A 16,206-nucleotide genomic window follows, 5' to 3' on the forward strand; every position below is an offset into this window, starting at 1 on the left:
GCGTCAGCCAGGGACTGTGAGCGGGCCGATCACGCCGGCCTGCAGGAACTGCTGCAGCAGCGCGGCACCGGGCCCGGCCAGCGCCTCCTCAGCCAGGCCGTTCGCAGCGGCCAATTGCCGCAGATAGGCATGTCCATCGAGGCCGGGTCGTTCGCCGACGCTGGACAGCAGGTATACCGCCAGCGGGCTGAGCACGGCGAAGCGCACTTCGCCATCGGCCTCGCGGCGGACCAGCAGGCCGGTCGGTTCCGCCGGCGGCTGAATTGGCGCATCCTCGGCACCGAGTCGATGCACCGGCCACTGGTACAGCAGCGGCCACGCCAGGGGTGAGCGCTGCAGCGGTACCTGCAGCGGATCGATGTCGCCGGGTGCCGGCAGCGGCTCGGCCTGCAACTGGTACAGCGCGGTCTCCACCCACTCGTAATGAGCGAGTTCGGCCAACGCCGGGTGCGGCAGCTGCGGCTGTGCCCGCAGCCACTGCACGAATTCGGCGGCCAGTTCGGTGAACAGCGGTGTCTGGCAGCGATGGGTGGCGAAGTAGTGGCGCACCAGGTCGCTCCAGGCGGGCTCGCCGAGCAGGCGCACGCAGACCGGGAAGCCGTTGCTCAACAGGCCGAGCAGATTGTTGAACAGCAGCCGTTGGTACACCGTGACCCGGCGTGCCTCCAACCCAGCCGGCGGTGGCACGCCCTGCGGATCGCGCAGATGGGCAGTGAACGCATGCTGCTGCGCGCGCAGGGTGCCGCGAGCGTCAGTCATGTGCGGTCCCCCCGTGCGTCGCCTGCAGGCGGCGGATGGTCTGCAGTTCGCCCTGCAGCTCGGCGTATGGGGGGAAGTTGAAATCGCGCTCGAGCAGGGTGGGGCGTGGGCCGATGCGCGCGTAGGTACGCGCCAGCAGCTCCCAGACCGGGTCGATCACCGCGCTGCCATGGGTATCGATCTTCAGGTCCGGCGCCTCGTCCAGGTGCCCGGCCACGTGCAGGCAGACGACGCGCTCTGCGGGCAGCCCGGCGATGAAGGTGTCGGCATCGTAGCCGTGGTTGCAGGCGTTGACGTAGACGTTGTTGACGTCCAGCAGCAGATCGCAGTCGGCTTCGGCAAGCACCGCATTGGTGAAGGCCAGTTCGTCCATCGCCGGTTCCGGTGCCAGGTAATAGGACACGTTCTCCACTGCAATGCGGCGGCCCAGCAGATCCTGCACGTGAGCGATGCGTGCCGCAGTGTGGCGCACGGCTTCGTCGGTGAACGGAATCGGCAGCAGGTCGTACAGGTGACCGTCATCGCTGCAGTAGCTCAGGTGCTCGCTGTACAGCGGCACGCGGTACTTTTCCAGGAACTGGCCGACCTGTTCCAGCAGCTGCGTATCCAGCGGCGCGCTGCCGCCCAGCGACAACGACAGGCCGTGGCAGCTCAACGGATGGCGCTGCGCCAGTTCGGCCAGTGCATCCCCGGCGGGACCACCCACATGGATCCAGTTCTCCGGCGCGCATTCGAGGAAATCGAAGTCGCCTGCCGGGGCGTCACGCAGGTCCTGTAGCAGCGCCCGGCGCAGGCCCAACCCGGCGGCCGCCGCACGAAGCGGCGACCGCGGGTGGACGAGGCTGGCGCGGACGTCAGTGCTTGCCACCGCACTTGCCTTCGCCGCACTTGCCTTCAGCCGACTTCTTGTCGCCTGTCTTGGCAGCGGCTGCACCAGCAGCCTTGCCCTTGTCGGCACCGCACTTGCCTTCGCCACACTTGCCTTCGGCAGCCTTGCCCTTGTCACCGCCGCACTTGCCTTCAGCGGTCTTGCCGTCGGCGCCGCACTTGCCTTCGGCGTGCTTGGTATCGGCAGCCTTTGCCGCCTGGCCAGCCACCAGGTAGCCCTGGGCCAGGTCGCTCATGCTCAGGGCCGAGGCACTGGCGGTCATGCCCAGGCCGGCGGCCAGGGCCGTAGCGGTCAGCAGGGACAGGGTCTTGTTGGAACTGCTCATCGGTCTTACTCCTAGGTGGAGGGCAGGTGCCCGGGGTGAATCGATGGTGCAGCGATCCTACTCAACGAATCCTCGCCAAGAACTCAAATTTTCGTGAGATTTGTTACAGAGGGGGAGACCGGTGGCCGGAACGCCCAAAAACAAAAGGGCCGCTGTCACCAGGACAGCGGCCACCGTGGAGTCGACTCCGGTGTTGCAGTGCAGCGTCAGGGCTGGCCGGTGCTGGAGGTCTCGTCGCGCTTTTCACGCGGCGGCAGCGGCTGCTCACCGTGCACCAGGAACCACACGTTCTCGGCGATGTTGGTGGCGTGGTCGCCCACGCGCTCCAGGTTCTTGGCCATGAACAACAGATGGGTGCACGGGGTGATGTTGCGCGGGTCTTCCATCATGTAGGTCAGCAGCTCGCGGAACAGCGCGGTGTACTGCGCGTCCAGGCGGGCGTCGTCCTCGCGCAGCGCCAGCGCAGCGTCGGCATCGTTGTCGCGGTAGGCGGCAATGGCGCGGCGCACCTGCTGCGCGGCCAGGCGACCCAGCGCCCGCAGGCCCTGGATCTGTGGCAGCGGCGGCACTTTGCCCAGCGCGATCGAACGCTTGGCAACGTTGGCCGCATAGTCGCCGATGCGCTCGATGTCGGCCGGGATGCGCAGGCCGGCCAGGATCTCGCGCAGGTCGCGCGCCATCGGCCCACGCAGCGCCAGGCGCATCACGTCATGGCTGATCTGCTGCTCCAGCGCATCGATCGCTTCGTCGTTGGCGATGATGCGATGGGCGGCGTTCTCGTCGCGCTTCTCGATCACGTCCATCGCCGCTTCGAGCTGAGCGACGGCCATCTCGCCCATGCGCACGATTTCGGCCACCAGCCGCTGCTGTTCTTCGTCGTAGCTCTTGACGATGTGGTCGTTGGGAAGATTCATGGTCTGCAATCCGGGTAGAGCCAGGCCATGCCTGGCTGGCGTGATTTGTAGAGTCGAGCCATGCTCGACTGACATTGTCTGTCTGTCGACTGACGTTTCAGCCGAAGCGACCGGTGATGTAATCCTCGGTCTGCCGCTGCGACGGCTGCGAGAAGATCACTTCGGTGCGGTCGTGCTCGATCAGGTCGCCCAGGTACATGAAGGCGGTGTAGTCGGACACGCGCGCGGCCTGCTGCATGTTGTGGGTGACGATGACGATGGTGTACTCGTGCTTGAGCTCTTCCACCAGCTGCTCGATGCGGCTGGTCGAGATCGGATCCAGCGCCGAGGTCGGCTCGTCCAGCAGCAGCACCGACGGGCGCAGGGCCACGGCACGGGCGATGCACAGGCGCTGCTGCTGGCCACCGGACAGGCCCAGTGCGCTCTGCCCCAGCTTGTCCTTCACTTCGTCCCACAGTGCGCCCTGGCGCAGCGCCTGCTCGACGCGGTCGGCCATGTCGGCCTTGCTCAGCTTCTCGTGGTGGCGGATGCCGTAGGCCACGTTCTCGAAGATGGTCATCGGGAACGGCACCGGCTTCTGGAACACCATGCCGACCTTGCTGCGCAGGCGGTTCATCGGGTACTTCGGCGACAGGATGTTCTCGCCGTCCAGCAGCACTTCACCACGCGCCTCCAGCTTCGGGTACAGCGCGTAGATGCGGTTGAAGATGCGCAGCAGGGTCGACTTGCCGCAGCCGGAGGGACCGATCAGCGCGGTCACGCGCTTTTCCGGGATCTCCAGGTTGATGCCCTTCAGGGCATGGAACTTGTCGTAGTAGAAGTCCAGTCCACGCGCAGCCAGCTTCACCGGCGACGGCGTGTGCAGGCTCTCGTGCGAGGACGGCACGGCGATGCGCTGCATCGGCACGGCGTTGGAAAGGTCGTTCATGGCGTTATCCACGGAAAGGTCAGTCATGGGAGATACGGTTGCGCAGCAGGATGCCGCGGGCGGCAAGGCTGACCAGCAACACGAAGACAGTCAGCACCAGGGCACCGGCCCAGGCCAGCACCTGCCAGGATTCATACGGACTGCCGGCGAACTGGTTCATCACCACCGGCACCGAGGCCATCGGCTGGAAGATGTTGTTGTTCCAGTACTGGTTGCCGAAGGCAGTGAACAGCAGCGGCGCGGTCTCGCCGGAGATGCGGGCCAGCGCCAGCAGGATGCCGGTGATGATGCCGGCCGAGGCACTGCGGTACAGCACCTGCACGATCACCTTCCACTGCGGGATACCCAGCGACAGGGCTGCCTCACGCATCTGCGAGGGCACCAGGCGCAGCATCTCGTCGGTGGTGCGCACCACCACCGGCAGCACGATGAAGGCCAGCGACAGTGCACCGGCGAACGCCGAGAAGTTGCCGCCGGTCTGCATCACGTACAGCGTGTAGACGAACAGGCCAAGCACGATGGATGGGGCCGACAGCAGGATGTCGTTGACGAAGCGGACCACGGTGCCGGCCTTGCGGGCGTTGCCGTACTCGGCCAGCCAGGTGCCGGCCAGCACGCCCAGCGGGGTGCCGATGCCGATCGCCAGCGCACACATCACCGCACTGCCGAAGAAGGCGTTGGCGAGACCGCCTTCCTGCATCGGCGGCGGCGTCATCTTGGTGAACAGATCCCAGTTGATGCCGGCCAGGCCCTTGGAGGCCAGGGTGAACAGGATCCAGCCCAGGAAGAACAGGCCGAACAGGGCGGTGGCGCAGGAGGCGGTGATCGCAACGACATTGCCGATGCGACGGCGCAGGTACAGCGAATCAGCGGTGGTGGACATCAGTTGCCCTCCTTGCGGGACAGGCGCATCAGCATCAGGCGGGCGATGGCCAGCACCACGAAGGTGACGATGAAGAGGACGAAGCCGAGCAGCAGCAGGGCCGAGCGGTAGGTTTCAGTGGCTTCGCCGAAATCGTTGGCGATCAGCGCGGCGATGGTGGTGCCCGGTTCCAGCAGCGACGGCGACAGGCGCACGCTGTTGCCGATCACGAAGGCCACCGCCATCGTCTCGCCCAAGGCGCGGCCGAGGCCGAGGAAGATGCCACCGATCACCGCCGAGCGGGTGTAGGGCAGCACGATGTCCCAGCTCACTTCCCACTTGGTGGAGCCCAGCGCGTACGCCGACTCCTTCAGGCGGGTGGGTACGGTCAGGAACACTTCGCGCATCACCGAGGAGATGAATGGAATGACCATGATGGCCAGCACGAAACCGGCGGTGAGCATGCCGATGCCCAGCGGCGGGCCCTGGAACATCGGGCCGATGATCGGCCATTCGCCCAGGGTCTCGTTGAGGAACGGGGTGACGTACTCGGTCATCACCGGCACCAGCACGAACAGGCCCCACATGCCGTAGATGATCGAGGGAATGCCGGCCAGCAGTTCGATGGCGGTACCGACCGGGCCACGCAGCCAGCGCGGCGCGACTTCGGTGAGGAAGAAGGCGATACCGAAGCTGACCGGCACGGCGATGACCATCGCGATGACGGCGGTGACCAGGGTGCCGTAGATCGGGGCGAGCGCACCGAACTTGTTTTCGACCGGATTCCAGTCGGCGGAGAAGAAGAAGCTCAGGCCCTGCATCTGCAGGGCATGGCGGCCGCCCCACAGCATCGACAGCGCGGCGCAGGCCAGGGCGATCAGGACGAAGATGACGGTGCCGACCAGCACCCATCGGAACAGTTTGTCGTTGCGGGCATCACGCGCATCACGCGTGGACGGGGCGGCTACAGGCTGGGCGATGGCATTCATGGGGACGGCAGGGCCAGGAAGGGGCGGGGCGGCACGGCGTGGAAGAGGCGGTGCCCGCGCGGGGCGGGCACCGTCGTGTCCATCACTTCAGGTCGGTCGCCCAGTAGGCCTCGATCTGCTTGACCAGTTCGGCCGGCAGCGGCACGTAGTGCAGCTCGTTGGCCTGGGCCTGGCCGTTTTCGAAGGCCCACTTGAAGAAGGCCAGGGTGTCCTGGTTGCGCTTGGCATCCTTCGGCTGCTTCTGCATCAGCATGAAGTTGGTGGCGGTGATCGGCCACGCCTGCTCGCCCGGAGCGTTGGTGATGACCAGGTTGAAGTCCTTGGCGCTGGCCCAGTCGGCGCTGGCGGCCGCGGCGGCGAAGGTTTCCGCGCTCGGCTCGACCCAGTTCCCGGCCGCGTTCTGCATGGCGGTGTACGGCATGCCGTTCTGCAGCGCGTAAGCCAGTTCGACGTAGCCGATCGAGCCCTTGATCTGCTTCACGTAGGAAGCGACGCCTTCATTGCCCTTGCCACCGACGCCGTCCGGCCACTGCACCGAGGTGCCTTCGCCGACCTTGCTCTTCCACTCCGGGCTGACCTTGGACAGGTAGTTGGAGAAGTTGAAGGTGGTGCCCGAACCGTCCGAACGGTGGACCAGGGTGATCTTGCCGTCCGGCAGCTTCACGCCCGGGTTGGCGGCGACGATGGCCGGGTCGTTCCAGGTCTTGACCTTGCCCAGGAAGATGTCGGCCAGCAGGGCGCCGCTCAGGCGCAGCTTGCCGGTTTCCAGGCCTTCGATGTTGACCACCGGCACCACGCCGCCGATGGCGGACGGGAACTGGGCCAGGCCGGCCTGGGCCAGCTCTTCGCTGCTCAGCGGCTTGTCGGAGGAGCCGAAGTCGACGGTGCCGGCCTTGATCTGGGCGATACCGCCACCGGAGCCGATCGACTGGTAGTTGATCTTGGCGCCGGTGCTGGCGTTGTAGTCAGCCGACCACTTGGAGACCAGCGGGAAGATGAAGGACGCGCCCGCGCCGGACACTTCGGCGGTCACCTTGGCACCGGCAGCGGCCGGGGCGGCGGCACCGTCGGCAGCCGGCTGCTGCGCGGCCTGCTTGTCGCCACCGCAGGCCGACAGGCCCAGGGCGATGGCCAGGGAAAGGGCGGCAAGGCCGGCCGAGTGCAGTTTCATGGTCACTCCATAGCGGGGAAGAGCCGACGGCGTCGGCGGATGCGGCTATGAAATGATGTTTTTGTTACAGCCGTATTACGACCATGACAGAGGTGTCCTGGATCACGTTCTGACAAGGGTTTCACGGGGTTGGCCCCCATCCCGCAGAGCCCCGGAGGCCCCGGATCTGCGCACCGATATGACGGCCGGTTGGCCGTGCAGCGTCGAGCTTGCTCGACTGCCTTTGGCCCTTCGTAGAGTCGAGCTTGCTCGACTGATGCCCGCCGCGAGCAGTCGAGCAAGCTCGACTCTACACGCCCGTGCGCCGCAAACGAGAAAGGCGCGAGATCTCGAGGATCTCGCGCCCGGGGTGGGATCGGCGGGGGAGAGAGGACCCGCCGATCCCGTTCCTGCGGGGGAACGCGCTTGCTTACTTCAGGTTCTGCGTCCAGTAGGTCTCGATCTGGCGGACCAGGCTGTCCGGCAGCGGCACGTAGTCCAGCTGGCGGGCCTGGGCATCGCCGCTCTTGTAGACCCAGCGGAAGAACTCCTGGGTGGCCTTGCCGTTGGCAGCGTTCTTCGGCTTCTTGTGCACCAGGATGAAGTTGGTGGCGGTGATCGGCCAGGACTCGGCGCCCGGGGCGTTGGTCATCACCAGGTAGAAGTCCTTGGCGCTGGCCCAGTCGGCGCTGGCAGCAGCGGCGGCGAACGACGCGTCGCTCGGCTGCACGAAGCGGCCGGCGGCATTCTTCATCGCGGTGTACGACAGCTTGTTCTGCAGCGCATAGGACAGTTCGACGTAGCCGATGCCGCCCTTGATCTGCTTCACGTAAGCGGCAACGCCTTCGTTGCCCTTGCCGCCGATGCCGGCCGGCCACTGGACCGAGGTGCCTTCACCGACCGAGCTCTTCCACTCCGGGCTGACCTTGGACAGGTAGTTGACGAAGTTGAAGGTGGTGCCCGAGCCATCCGAGCGGTGCACGACGGTGATCTTGGCGCTCGGCAGGGTCACGCCCGGGTTCAGCGCGGCGATGGCCGGGTCGTTCCAGGTCTTGATCTTGCCCAGGAAGATGTTGGCCAGCACGGTGCCGTCCAGCTTCAGCGCGCCCGGGGCGATGCCGGCCACGTTCACCACCGGCACCACGCCGCCGATCACCGACGGGAACTGCGCCAGGCCCGCAGCGGCCAGTTCTTCCGGCTTCAGCGGAGCATCGGAGGAGCCGAAATCAACGGTCTTGGCCTTGATCTGGGCGATACCACCGCCGGAACCGATCGACTGGTAGTTGACCTTGTTGCTGGTGGCAGCGTTGTAGTCGGCCGACCACTTCGACATCACCGGGTAGATGAACGAGGCGCCCGCGCCGGTGATTTCAGCGGCGTTGGCGGCGAACACGGACGACGCTGCGAAGACGGCAACGGCAACGCGCGACTTGAAGGCGTGGATCACGGGGTGGCTCCTGGGTTGATTGGGATGCGGGGTTACCCGCCCGGCGCACATTCCATAACGGTTCGATGACAGCGCAGGGACCGTTGTATGACGCAACCGTTACAGCGCTGCCCGGCGTCCGCACAGCCAGGGGCGTGAAGGTTCTGAGTGCTGCGGGCAACGTGATGACCATGCGCCGGAGACGGACGTGGCCCGGTTGCGATCACGTTCTATATGTCGCTGATGGACTGCCCGGTGTGGTCGTCAATGCCATCCCGGCCTGGCATTCCGCAGTGATGCCGCGTCATCCACACGAAACCATCAATGCAGTTGAGCGCTGCGCGGCGGTCGGCCTGGGCCGGGACGCTGATACGTGACGCCATATGCCGCAAGGGATCGACAAGCATGTGGCGGCAAATGAGTCGTACGCATGACCGCACGAAGAAATCTGTGGTTGGTGCTCAGGTTGTCATTCGGCTGTCATGGTTTTAACGGAATGTTCGCAAAACGCTTGACCGGCCTGCCGGCGTGGCGTTCTGCCCAAGCCATTCCAACCCTCTGGAGAAATCCAAAATGCGTTCCCATTTGCTCGCCGCCGCGGTCGTTGCAAGCCTCGGTCTGGTTTCCGCCGACGCCTTCGCAGCTCCCGCCAGCACGGGCGTATCCCAGGCACAGCTGCAGCAGCTGCAGGCGCAGATCGCTGCCCTGCAGGCCCAGGTCCAGCAGTTGCAGAACGATTCGCAGGCGCTGCAGGCACAGTCCGATGCGCAGTCCGAAGTGAACATCACCCAGGCCCAGGCCCTGGAAGGTGCACAGAAGACCCAGACCAGCGTCGACAAGCTGGCCAAGCTGGTCAATGACAACAAGATCGGCGGTCGCATGTTCTTCGACCTGACCAACATCGACAAGACCAGCAACGGCAAGGACACCGCCGCCAGCGGCACCGGTCTGGACGTCAAGCGCTTCTACCTGACCGTCGACCACAAGTTCAACGACATCTGGTCGGCCAACCTGACCACCGACTTCCAGTACAGCTCGGCCATCGGCAACACCGAACTGTTCGTCAAGAAGGCCTACGTGCAGGGCAGCTTCGACCCGGCCTTCAACCTGCGCGTCGGTGCCGCCGACATGCCGTGGATTCCGTATGTCGAGAAGTTCTACGGCATGCGTTATGTCGAGAACACCCTGACCGATCGCCTGAAGTACGGCAACTCGTCCGACTGGGGTCTGCATGGCTTCGGCAACCTGGGCAACAACTTCAACTACGCGGTCTCGGTCGTGTCCGGCGCCGGTTACAAGAACCCGACCCGCAGCAAGGGCATGGACGTGGAAGGCCGCGCGGCCTATACCCCGAACGAGAACTTCGTGGTTGCCGTCGGTGGCTACAGTGGCAAGCTGGGCAAGGAAACCGACATCCAGAGCGCCGAGAACACCTACACCCGCGCCAACGCGATGGTGGCCTACGCCAGCAGCGACTTCCGCGTCGGTGGCGAGTACTTCCAGGCCAAGAACCTCAACAACGTGATGACCGTTGCCACCGACAAGACCAGCGGCTGGTCGGTGTGGGGCAGCGTGCGCGTCACCGACGGCGGCATCAACGTGTTCGGTCGTTACGATGACACCGACGTCAGCAAGACGCTGGACCCGACCCTGAGCGACAAGTACTGGAACGTCGGCGTCGAGTTCCCGGTCATGAAGAACCTCAAGCTGTCGACCGTGTACAAGTACACGCACCTGGCCAACGCCAGCGACAAGAAGAACGACAAGACCAAGGAGTTCGGCGTCTGGGGCGACCTGTCGTTCTGATGTCCTGAAGCACTCTTGTCTACAAGCAAAGACGGCGGGCCCTGTGCCCGCCGTCCTTGTTTTGTCACACCACGAACGCGTTCACGCCTCGGCCGTGGTCTTTTCCTTGAACCGGCACAGGTCGGCGATCACGCAGCCCGGGCAATCCGGCTTGCGCGCCTTGCACACATAACGTCCGTGCAGGATCAGCCAGTGATGCGCGTCGAGCAGGAACTCGGCCGGAATCACCTTCACCAGTTTGTCTTCCACTTCGCGCACGTTCTTGCCCGGGGCCAGGCCGGTACGGTTGGAGACGCGGAAGATATGCGTGTCCACCGCCATCACCGGCTCACCGAACGCAGTGTTAAGCACCACGTTGGCGGTCTTGCGGCCCACGCCCGGCAGCGCTTCCAGTTCATCGCGATCGCGCGGCACTTCACCGCCGTGCTTCTCCAGCAGGATCGCGCAGGTGGCGATCACGTTCTTCGCCTTGGCGTTGAACAGACCGATGGTGGCGATGTACTGCTTCAGCCCGTCCTCGCCAAGCGCGAGGATCTTTGCCGGGGTATTGGCCACCGGGAACAGGCGGCGCGTGGCCTTGTTGACGCCCACGTCGGTGGCCTGCGCCGACAGCGCGACCGCCACCAGCAGTTCGAACGGTGAGCTGTACTCCAGTTCGGTCTTCGGGTGCGGATTGAGTTCGCGCAGGCGGGTGAACATCTCCACCACATCGGCGCGCGGCATGCTGCCACCGCGTCGCGCCGGCGCGCGCGGGGTCTTCTTCGCAGCGGCCATTACTGCTCCTTGCCGGTGGCGCGGGCCTTGGCCCGGGCGAGAATCGCGGCGGCGGCCGGGGGCAGGGCGGGCTTCACGTCCGGCGCCGGGGCTGGCGTGCGTCGCGCATCGCGTTCGGCCTCGCGGCGCGCCAGGCGCACGGCGCGGGCACGATGGCGTTCGCGTGCGGCCCAGGCCGCGTGCAGCTGCTGTTGGGCCTGGCACAGGCGTTGCGGAAGGTCCGGGTGGCCGGGCAGCAGCTGTTCGTCGCCGGCACGGGCGACGTAGTCCATGAGACCGGCCTGCAGGGCGCCATCGAGATCGTCTGCCTGGACCCGGGCGAACAGCTGCGCGGGGTTGGGTCGGGATGCCATGGCGTCAGCGGTTCTGGAAGGCCGGCGGGCGGCGCTGCAGGAAGGCGCTGGTGCCTTCGCGCATGTCTTCGGTGGCGAACAGCAGGCCGAACTGCGCGCTTTCGTACTCCAGCCCAGCCTCCAGGCTGCATTCGCCACCCACGTGTACCGCGTCGAGCAGGCCACGCAGGGCCAGCGGGGCCGAGCGTGCCAGCTGGCGCGCGATGTCCTGTACACGGTTGTCCAGCGCATCGGCGGGCACCACCTCGTTGACGATGCCCAGTTCCAGTGCACGCGCGGCGTTGATCGGTGCACCCAGCAGGCACAGCTCCAGGGTGGCGGCGCGGCCGCACAGGCGCAGCAGGCGTTGACTGCCGCCGAAGCCGGGAATCAGGCCGAGATTGATCTCCGGCTGCCCGACCTTGGCCGTATCGGCAGCGATGCGCAGGTGGCAGGCCATGGCCAGCTCCAGCCCGCCGCCCAGGGCGAAGCCGTTCACGCGTGCGATCACCGGCTTGGGCATACGCTCGATCTGGCGCATCAGGGCCTGGCCGAGCAGGGAGAAATCACGTCCCTGAACCGCACTGAGTGTGTTCATCTCGGCGATGTCGGCCCCGGCCACGAAAGCCTTCGGACCGGCACCGGTCAGCACCACCACGCGCACGTCCGGGTCGGCTGCGGCGGCGCTGAACGCCTCGGTCAGCGCCTGCAGGGTCGCGGCATTCAAGGCGTTGAGCTTGTCCGGGCGCTGGACGGTCACGGTGCGGATGGCGCCGTCGTCGGCGACAGCGATCAGGGCATCGGCCACGGGGAAACTCCTGAAACGTTAAAAAAAAGTGAGATTGAACTCCGCCAACGCAGACGGGTCTTAGCCTGCATCGTGAGTAGCGGTTACACGTTGTGCCCGTTATCCTAACCCGTCGCCTCAGGGCGGCGCAGAACGTCCCTGAGTTACCACCCCTGGAGAACTGTTTGATGAAGTTGCGTTCTATCGCGGTCGCCGTCGCGGCCCTGGCCCTGACGGGCAATGCCTTCGCCCAGGACGTCTCGTCCGAAAAGGGCAAGCTGAGCTACTACTTCGGTTACGACTACGGCAACAACCTGGCGGAGCTGACCGGTCGTGGTGAGCAGCTGGACATCAACTCGGTGGTGAAGGGTCTGCAGGACGCCTACGCCAAGAAGCAGCCGGCGATTACCGCCGACCAGCTGAAGCCGGCCGTTGAAGCGTTCCAGAAGCGCGAGCAGGGCCGTGCCCAGGCTGCCAAGGCCGAGTACGAAAAGGCTGCTGCCGAAAACAAGACCAAGAGCGATCAGTTCATCGCGGCGAACAAGGCCAAGGCCGGCGTGCAGTCCCTGCCGAGCGGCGTCCAGTACCGCGTGATCGAAGCCGGCAAGGGCGCCAAGCCGACCCAGGCCAGCACCGTGCAGCTGGAAGTGGCCGGTCCGTTCCCGTACGGCCAGCGCCCGACCGAAGCCCGCCCGGCCCAGCAGATTCCGTCGATCAAGGTCAGCGAAGTCGAAATGAAGGCCATGCGCGAGACCCTGCTGCAGATGCCGGCTGGCTCGAAGTGGGAAGTCACCCTGCCGCCGGACCAGGCCTACGGTGCCGACCCGCGCACCCCGTTCCCGCCGAACGTGGCTGTGCAGTTCGAGATCAAGCTGGTCAGCGTCAAGTAAATCGAAGCGGTAAACGAAACGCGCCGGTGATCCCACCGGCGCGTTTTTGTTTGCGCGGAGCGCGACGCTGCCGTGCACTGCATATTGACCCCGCGCAAATTCAGCCCGATCGCGCTACTGTTGCCGGGTGCAAACAATGGAAAAAACGGCACGTGTTGTCGCAAGTCCCTGCATCGGAGTGTGCACGCTGGATCCGCACCGGCAATGCACCGGCTGCGGGCGGCATATCGATGAGATCGCGCGGTGGTCGTCGATGAGCAACGAGGAACGCAGCCGCATCCTGCATCGCGTGCAACCTCTGCGTGAACAGCTGCAGCAATCACTGCGCGGCTCGCTGGCTGATCACGAGCGCCTGATGCGCGCGCTGCATCCACTGGCCGAGCCGCCGGCCGGCGACGGCTGGAACCGCAGTGAACTGATCGATCTGCTGCCGCCCGGGCCCCCGGTGGAAGCCGCCGTACTGGCCGGCATCGTGCCGCGCGCCAACGGCGCACAGGTCATTCTCACCCGTCGCACCGAAACCCTGCGTACCCATGGTGGCCAGGTCGGTTTCCCCGGTGGCCGCACCGAACCCGATGACCGCGATGCGTTGGCCGCTGCACTGCGCGAGAGCCAGGAGGAAATCGCATTGGCGCCCGGCCAAGTGCAGGCGCTGGGCTATCTCGATCCCTTCGTGACGATCACCGGCTACCGGGTCACGCCGGTGGTGGCCGTGGTCGATCCGGATTTCGTGCCGGTGCCACAGCCCAGTGAAGTGGCCGAAGTGTTTGAAGTGCCGCTCGATTACCTGATGGCAGCCGACAACCTGCACCAGGTCGAAATCAATCATCGCGGCCGCGTCCGCCACGTCCTCGAATATGGCTGGCCCGGCCAGCGCATCTGGGGCGCCACCGCCGCCATCCTCTACAACCTGCGTCGCCGCCTGGAGCAAGTGCAATGAAGCCGATCGATCCGCCGTGGACCACCCTGGTCGATGTCGCCACCCTGGCCGCTGCATTGGGCGAGGGCGTTCGCGTGGTCGACGCACGTGCTACTGCCAGTACCGCCGTACGCGTGGTCGATGCACGTTCCTCGCTGGCCGATCCGCAGGCGGGTAACGGCCAGTATCTGGCGGGGCATGTTCCGGGCGCGGTGTATGCCGACCTCAATCGGGACCTGTCGGATCTGACCCGCAGCGGCCACGGCCGTCACCCGCTGCCGGACAGCGATGCCTTCGCCGCGAAACTGGGCCAGTGGGGCATCGGTCCCGACACCCAGGTGGTGGTCTACGACGGCAGCGATGGCAGCATGGCCGCCTCGCGCCTGTGGTGGCTGCTGCGCCTGATCGGGCACAGCAAGGTGGCCGTGCTTGATGGTGGCATCGCCGCATGGCAGGGCGCAGGGCATCCCTTGGCGACGGGGCAGGATGAGGTGATCGCGCTGCCGGTTTACCCGGGCCGTTTCGACACCACCCAGATCGCCAATGCCGAGGAAATCAGCGCACGCCTGAAGCACGCGCCGGGCTGGTTGGTCGACGCACGCGCAGGCGAGCGCTTCCGCGGCGAAGTGGAGCCGCTGGACCCGGTCGCCGGCCACGTGCCGGGCGCGGTCAACCGTCCGTTTGCGTTGAACGTCGCCGACGGCCGCCTGCGTGATGCACAGGAACTGCGCGTCGAACTGCAGGGCGTGATCGGCAACCGTGATCCGCAGCAGGTGGTGCTGATGTGCGGCTCCGGCGTGACCGCCTGCCACCTGTTGCTGGCGATGGAAGCGGCCGGTCTGTCCGGCGCACGCATCTACGCCGATTCCTGGAGCGGCTGGGTCAGCGACAGCAGCCGCCCGGTCGCCACCGGCGCCTGAGCAACGCGGGGTCAGAGCCGTTTTCCAACGGAAAACGGCTCTGACCCCATCGAGCGTAAATCGGGGTCAGAGCCCGTTGCGTAGCAACGGGATCCGACCCCGTGTCGACCAAGGTCGACACCCACCAACAGCAGCAGAGATCTGTCGAAGGCGGGGTGGGTCCGGTTGCGAGGGTGTCCGCGGCATGGATGCCGCGGCCAAGCCCCCATGGACGGGTTTACGGCGTCCCTCGCAACCGGACCCACCCCGCCATCCTGCGGAATGCCAGCTCTTGACGTTGATGTTGCTTCTGCGGGTGCAGGGCGCAGCCCTGCCGCTTACCCAACCGGCTGCAACGGCACCTTCGCCAGGATCCGCGCCCACGGGAACAACGGCCCCGGATCACGCTTGCGTGCCACCATCAGCGCCGGGTCATCGCTGGCCGGCACCTGCTCCAGATCCAGCTGGTCGTGCCCGGCAATCCGCCGCAGCGACGGGTAGCGCGCTACCAGCGCCAGCAACAGCTGCTCCAGCGCCTGCAGCTGTGCCTCGGTGTACGGCTCGTCCATCGCCTGCTGGCGGCTGTCGAACCAGTGCGGGTAGCGGCCGGTGTTGACCAGCTCGATGCCCAGCGTGTGTGCGTTCATGCCGCGTACGTGGTGGGCCACGCGTTCCGGCGCCACGTACTGCACCACGCTGCCATCGCGGTCGATGTAGAAGTGGCCGCTGTTGCCGGCGCCGCTGTCATACAGCACGCGCTCGCCGTACTCACGGGCCATCGCCAGATCGGGCAGCTCGGTGCAGTGGATCACCACCATCTCCAGCGTGGCCGGGTCGCGCAGTGGCAGACGGTCTTGGTAGGGCAGCGGCTGCAGCTGCAGGCCGGGCAGGAGCGGGTTGGGCATCCGGCGATGCTAGCATTGCGGCATGAACCTGCCTTCCCTTTCCTCATCGGCCCGCTCCCATGGAGCGCGCGCATGAGCCGCGGCCACTGCATCCTGTCCCACGGTTTCGAGAGTGGCCCGGAAGCGACCAAGGTCACCGCGCTGGCCGACGTGGCGCAGCGACTGGGCTGGACCCATGAGCGCCCGGACTACACCGACCTGGACGCGATGAGCGAGGTCAGCCGGGTGGGCGATGTGCCGACCCGCCTGCGCCGCCTGGTCGAACGCACCGCCATCGCTGCCCAGCAGGGCCCGGTGGTGCTGGCCGGCTCCAGCCTGGGTGCCTACATCTCTGCCATCGCCTCGCTGCAGGTGCCGGTGGCCGGCCTGTTCCTGATGGTGCCGCCGACCACCATGGGCCCGATGCCGGCGCTGGACGCCGCCGCCGTGCCGACCACCGTGGTCCAGGCCTGGCATGACGACGTGGTCCCGGCCGCCGGAGTGATCGCCTGGGCCCAGGCGCGCTCGGCGCAGCTGCTGCTGGTCGACGATGGCCACCGCCTGGAGCACCACGTGGAGGCCTCCGCGCAGGCCTTCGAGCGCCTGCTGCGGCAACTGTGAAGCCCGGGCGCACGGCGCGCCCGCCCGCATTGACTACAATGGCAACCCCGCC

General features: G+C 66.3%; 18 protein-coding genes. 5 read left to right on the forward strand and 13 right to left on the reverse strand.

The annotated features are described in order from the left end of the window. Positions 1-3 precede the first annotated feature (3 nt). From ACSYS9_RS06840 to pstS (ACSYS9_RS06880), 9 genes are all read right to left on the reverse strand, one after another. Positions 4-759, reverse strand: coding sequence for an HvfC family RiPP maturation protein (locus tag ACSYS9_RS06840; RefSeq protein ID WP_071228422.1), 756 nt, complete (start codon positions 757-759; stop codon positions 4-6). Continuing rightward, the gene (locus ACSYS9_RS06845; protein ID WP_071228421.1) at positions 752-1,627 is read right to left on the reverse strand and encodes an HvfB family MNIO-type RiPP peptide maturase; all 876 of its coding nucleotides are present in this window, start codon (positions 1,625-1,627) and stop codon (positions 752-754) included. The genes ACSYS9_RS06840 and ACSYS9_RS06845 overlap by 8 nt, the downstream gene beginning before the upstream one ends. Next, positions 1,614-1,973, reverse strand: coding sequence for an HvfA family oxazolone/thioamide-modified RiPP metallophore (locus ACSYS9_RS06850; RefSeq protein WP_049421602.1), 360 nt, complete (start codon positions 1,971-1,973; stop codon positions 1,614-1,616). Before ACSYS9_RS06850 ends, ACSYS9_RS06845 begins: the two co-directional genes overlap by 14 nt. Positions 1,974-2,179: 206 nt before the next feature. After that, positions 2,180-2,887 carry a phosphate signaling complex protein PhoU gene (gene phoU, locus ACSYS9_RS06855; RefSeq protein ID WP_008265615.1) on the reverse strand — a complete coding sequence of 236 codons (708 nt, stop codon included), beginning with the start codon at positions 2,885-2,887 and terminating at the stop codon, positions 2,180-2,182. 97 nt (positions 2,888-2,984) lie between these two features. Further along, positions 2,985-3,815 (reverse strand): phosphate ABC transporter ATP-binding protein PstB, encoded by an 831-nt coding sequence (gene pstB, locus ACSYS9_RS06860; protein WP_005408788.1) that lies wholly within the window; start codon positions 3,813-3,815, stop codon positions 2,985-2,987. A 19-nt stretch (positions 3,816-3,834) separates the two neighbouring features. Then, positions 3,835-4,698: a phosphate ABC transporter permease PstA gene (gene pstA / locus ACSYS9_RS06865; protein ID WP_032127902.1), complete on the reverse strand. Its 864-nt coding sequence runs from the start codon at positions 4,696-4,698 to the stop codon at positions 3,835-3,837. After that, positions 4,698-5,666: a phosphate ABC transporter permease subunit PstC gene (gene pstC / locus ACSYS9_RS06870; RefSeq protein ID WP_005412771.1), complete on the reverse strand. Its 969-nt coding sequence runs from the start codon at positions 5,664-5,666 to the stop codon at positions 4,698-4,700. Before pstC ends, pstA begins: the two co-directional genes overlap by 1 nt. 82 nt (positions 5,667-5,748) lie before the next feature. Beyond that, positions 5,749-6,837 (reverse strand): phosphate ABC transporter substrate-binding protein PstS, encoded by a 1,089-nt coding sequence (gene pstS, locus ACSYS9_RS06875; protein ID WP_049399479.1) that lies wholly within the window; start codon positions 6,835-6,837, stop codon positions 5,749-5,751. Positions 6,838-7,246: 409 nt separating this feature from the next. Then, positions 7,247-8,263: a phosphate ABC transporter substrate-binding protein PstS gene (gene pstS, locus ACSYS9_RS06880; protein WP_049421598.1), complete on the reverse strand. Its 1,017-nt coding sequence runs from the start codon at positions 8,261-8,263 to the stop codon at positions 7,247-7,249. 552 nt (positions 8,264-8,815) lie between these two features. On the opposite strand from pstS (ACSYS9_RS06880), the gene ACSYS9_RS06885 reads away from it, so the two are divergent. Then, positions 8,816-10,048: a porin gene (locus ACSYS9_RS06885; protein WP_032127900.1), complete on the forward strand. Its 1,233-nt coding sequence runs from the start codon at positions 8,816-8,818 to the stop codon at positions 10,046-10,048. Between the two features lie 81 nt (positions 10,049-10,129). On the opposite strand, the gene nth is transcribed toward ACSYS9_RS06885, so the two are convergent. From nth to ACSYS9_RS06900, 3 genes are read right to left on the reverse strand one after another with little or no spacing between them, the layout of a single operon-like run. Further along, the gene (gene nth, locus ACSYS9_RS06890) at positions 10,130-10,822 is read right to left on the reverse strand and encodes an endonuclease III (protein ID WP_049463598.1); all 693 of its coding nucleotides are present in this window, start codon (positions 10,820-10,822) and stop codon (positions 10,130-10,132) included. Continuing rightward, a complete protein-coding gene (locus tag ACSYS9_RS06895) occupies positions 10,822-11,175 on the reverse strand; it encodes a hypothetical protein (RefSeq protein ID WP_071228420.1) in 354 nt (117 codons plus the stop codon). The genes nth and ACSYS9_RS06895 overlap by 1 nt, the downstream gene beginning before the upstream one ends. A 4-nt stretch (positions 11,176-11,179) precedes the next feature. After that, on the reverse strand, positions 11,180-11,962 hold the full coding sequence (locus ACSYS9_RS06900) for an enoyl-CoA hydratase/isomerase family protein (RefSeq protein ID WP_032127897.1): 783 nt from the start codon (positions 11,960-11,962) through the stop codon (positions 11,180-11,182). A 167-nt stretch (positions 11,963-12,129) separates the two neighbouring features. Here ACSYS9_RS06900 and ACSYS9_RS06905 point away from each other — a divergent pair, with 167 nt between their 5' ends. From ACSYS9_RS06905 to ACSYS9_RS06915, 3 genes are all read left to right on the forward strand, one after another. Further along, a complete protein-coding gene (locus ACSYS9_RS06905; protein ID WP_032127896.1) occupies positions 12,130-12,831 on the forward strand; it encodes an FKBP-type peptidyl-prolyl cis-trans isomerase N-terminal domain-containing protein in 702 nt (233 codons plus the stop codon). 136 nt (positions 12,832-12,967) lie between these two features. Further along, a complete protein-coding gene (locus tag ACSYS9_RS06910) occupies positions 12,968-13,771 on the forward strand; it encodes a CoA pyrophosphatase (protein WP_032127895.1) in 804 nt (267 codons plus the stop codon). Then, positions 13,768-14,670 carry a sulfurtransferase gene (locus tag ACSYS9_RS06915; protein WP_071228419.1) on the forward strand — a complete coding sequence of 301 codons (903 nt, stop codon included), beginning with the start codon at positions 13,768-13,770 and terminating at the stop codon, positions 14,668-14,670. Before ACSYS9_RS06910 ends, ACSYS9_RS06915 begins: the two co-directional genes overlap by 4 nt. Positions 14,671-14,987: 317 nt before the next feature. Here the strand turns inward: ACSYS9_RS06915 and ACSYS9_RS06920 are convergent, their stop codons facing one another. After that, a complete protein-coding gene (locus tag ACSYS9_RS06920; protein ID WP_071228418.1) occupies positions 14,988-15,554 on the reverse strand; it encodes an N-acetylmuramoyl-L-alanine amidase in 567 nt (188 codons plus the stop codon). A gap of 72 nt (positions 15,555-15,626) precedes the next feature. Between ACSYS9_RS06920 and ACSYS9_RS06925 the strand changes: the two genes are divergently transcribed. Beyond that, on the forward strand, positions 15,627-16,154 hold the full coding sequence (locus tag ACSYS9_RS06925) for an alpha/beta hydrolase (RefSeq protein ID WP_049399884.1): 528 nt from the start codon (positions 15,627-15,629) through the stop codon (positions 16,152-16,154). The last annotated feature ends 52 nt before the right edge of the window (positions 16,155-16,206 follow it).

It is taken from the genome of Stenotrophomonas sp. STK17_22 (genome assembly GCF_051983905.1).
In the GTDB taxonomy this organism is placed as follows: Bacteria; Pseudomonadota; Gammaproteobacteria; order Xanthomonadales; family Xanthomonadaceae; genus Stenotrophomonas; species Stenotrophomonas maltophilia_A.

Coding starts and splice junctions, on each gene's coding strand:
- ACSYS9_RS06905 (WP_032127896.1), top strand. CDS start 12,130: ATGAAGTTGCGTTCTATCGCGGTCGCCGTCGCGGCCCTGGCCCTGACG.
- ACSYS9_RS06885 (WP_032127900.1), top strand. CDS start 8,816: ATGCGTTCCCATTTGCTCGCCGCCGCGGTCGTTGCAAGCCTCGGTCTG.
- ACSYS9_RS06895 (WP_071228420.1), bottom strand. CDS start 11,175: ATGGCATCCCGACCCAACCCCGCGCAGCTGTTCGCCCGGGTCCAGGCA.
- nth (WP_049463598.1), bottom strand. CDS start 10,822: ATGGCCGCTGCGAAGAAGACCCCGCGCGCGCCGGCGCGACGCGGTGGC.
- phoU (WP_008265615.1), bottom strand. CDS start 2,887: ATGAATCTTCCCAACGACCACATCGTCAAGAGCTACGACGAAGAACAG.
- pstA (WP_032127902.1), bottom strand. CDS start 4,698: ATGTCCACCACCGCTGATTCGCTGTACCTGCGCCGTCGCATCGGCAAT.
- pstS (WP_049399479.1), bottom strand. CDS start 6,837: ATGAAACTGCACTCGGCCGGCCTTGCCGCCCTTTCCCTGGCCATCGCC.
- ACSYS9_RS06925 (WP_049399884.1), top strand. CDS start 15,627: ATGAGCCGCGGCCACTGCATCCTGTCCCACGGTTTCGAGAGTGGCCCG.
- ACSYS9_RS06850 (WP_049421602.1), bottom strand. CDS start 1,973: ATGAGCAGTTCCAACAAGACCCTGTCCCTGCTGACCGCTACGGCCCTG.
- pstC (WP_005412771.1), bottom strand. CDS start 5,666: ATGAATGCCATCGCCCAGCCTGTAGCCGCCCCGTCCACGCGTGATGCG.
- ACSYS9_RS06840 (WP_071228422.1), bottom strand. CDS start 759: ATGACTGACGCTCGCGGCACCCTGCGCGCGCAGCAGCATGCGTTCACT.
- pstB (WP_005408788.1), bottom strand. CDS start 3,815: ATGAACGACCTTTCCAACGCCGTGCCGATGCAGCGCATCGCCGTGCCG.
- ACSYS9_RS06910 (WP_032127895.1), top strand. CDS start 12,968: ATGGAAAAAACGGCACGTGTTGTCGCAAGTCCCTGCATCGGAGTGTGC.
- ACSYS9_RS06920 (WP_071228418.1), bottom strand. CDS start 15,554: ATGCCCAACCCGCTCCTGCCCGGCCTGCAGCTGCAGCCGCTGCCCTAC.
- ACSYS9_RS06915 (WP_071228419.1), top strand. CDS start 13,768: ATGAAGCCGATCGATCCGCCGTGGACCACCCTGGTCGATGTCGCCACC.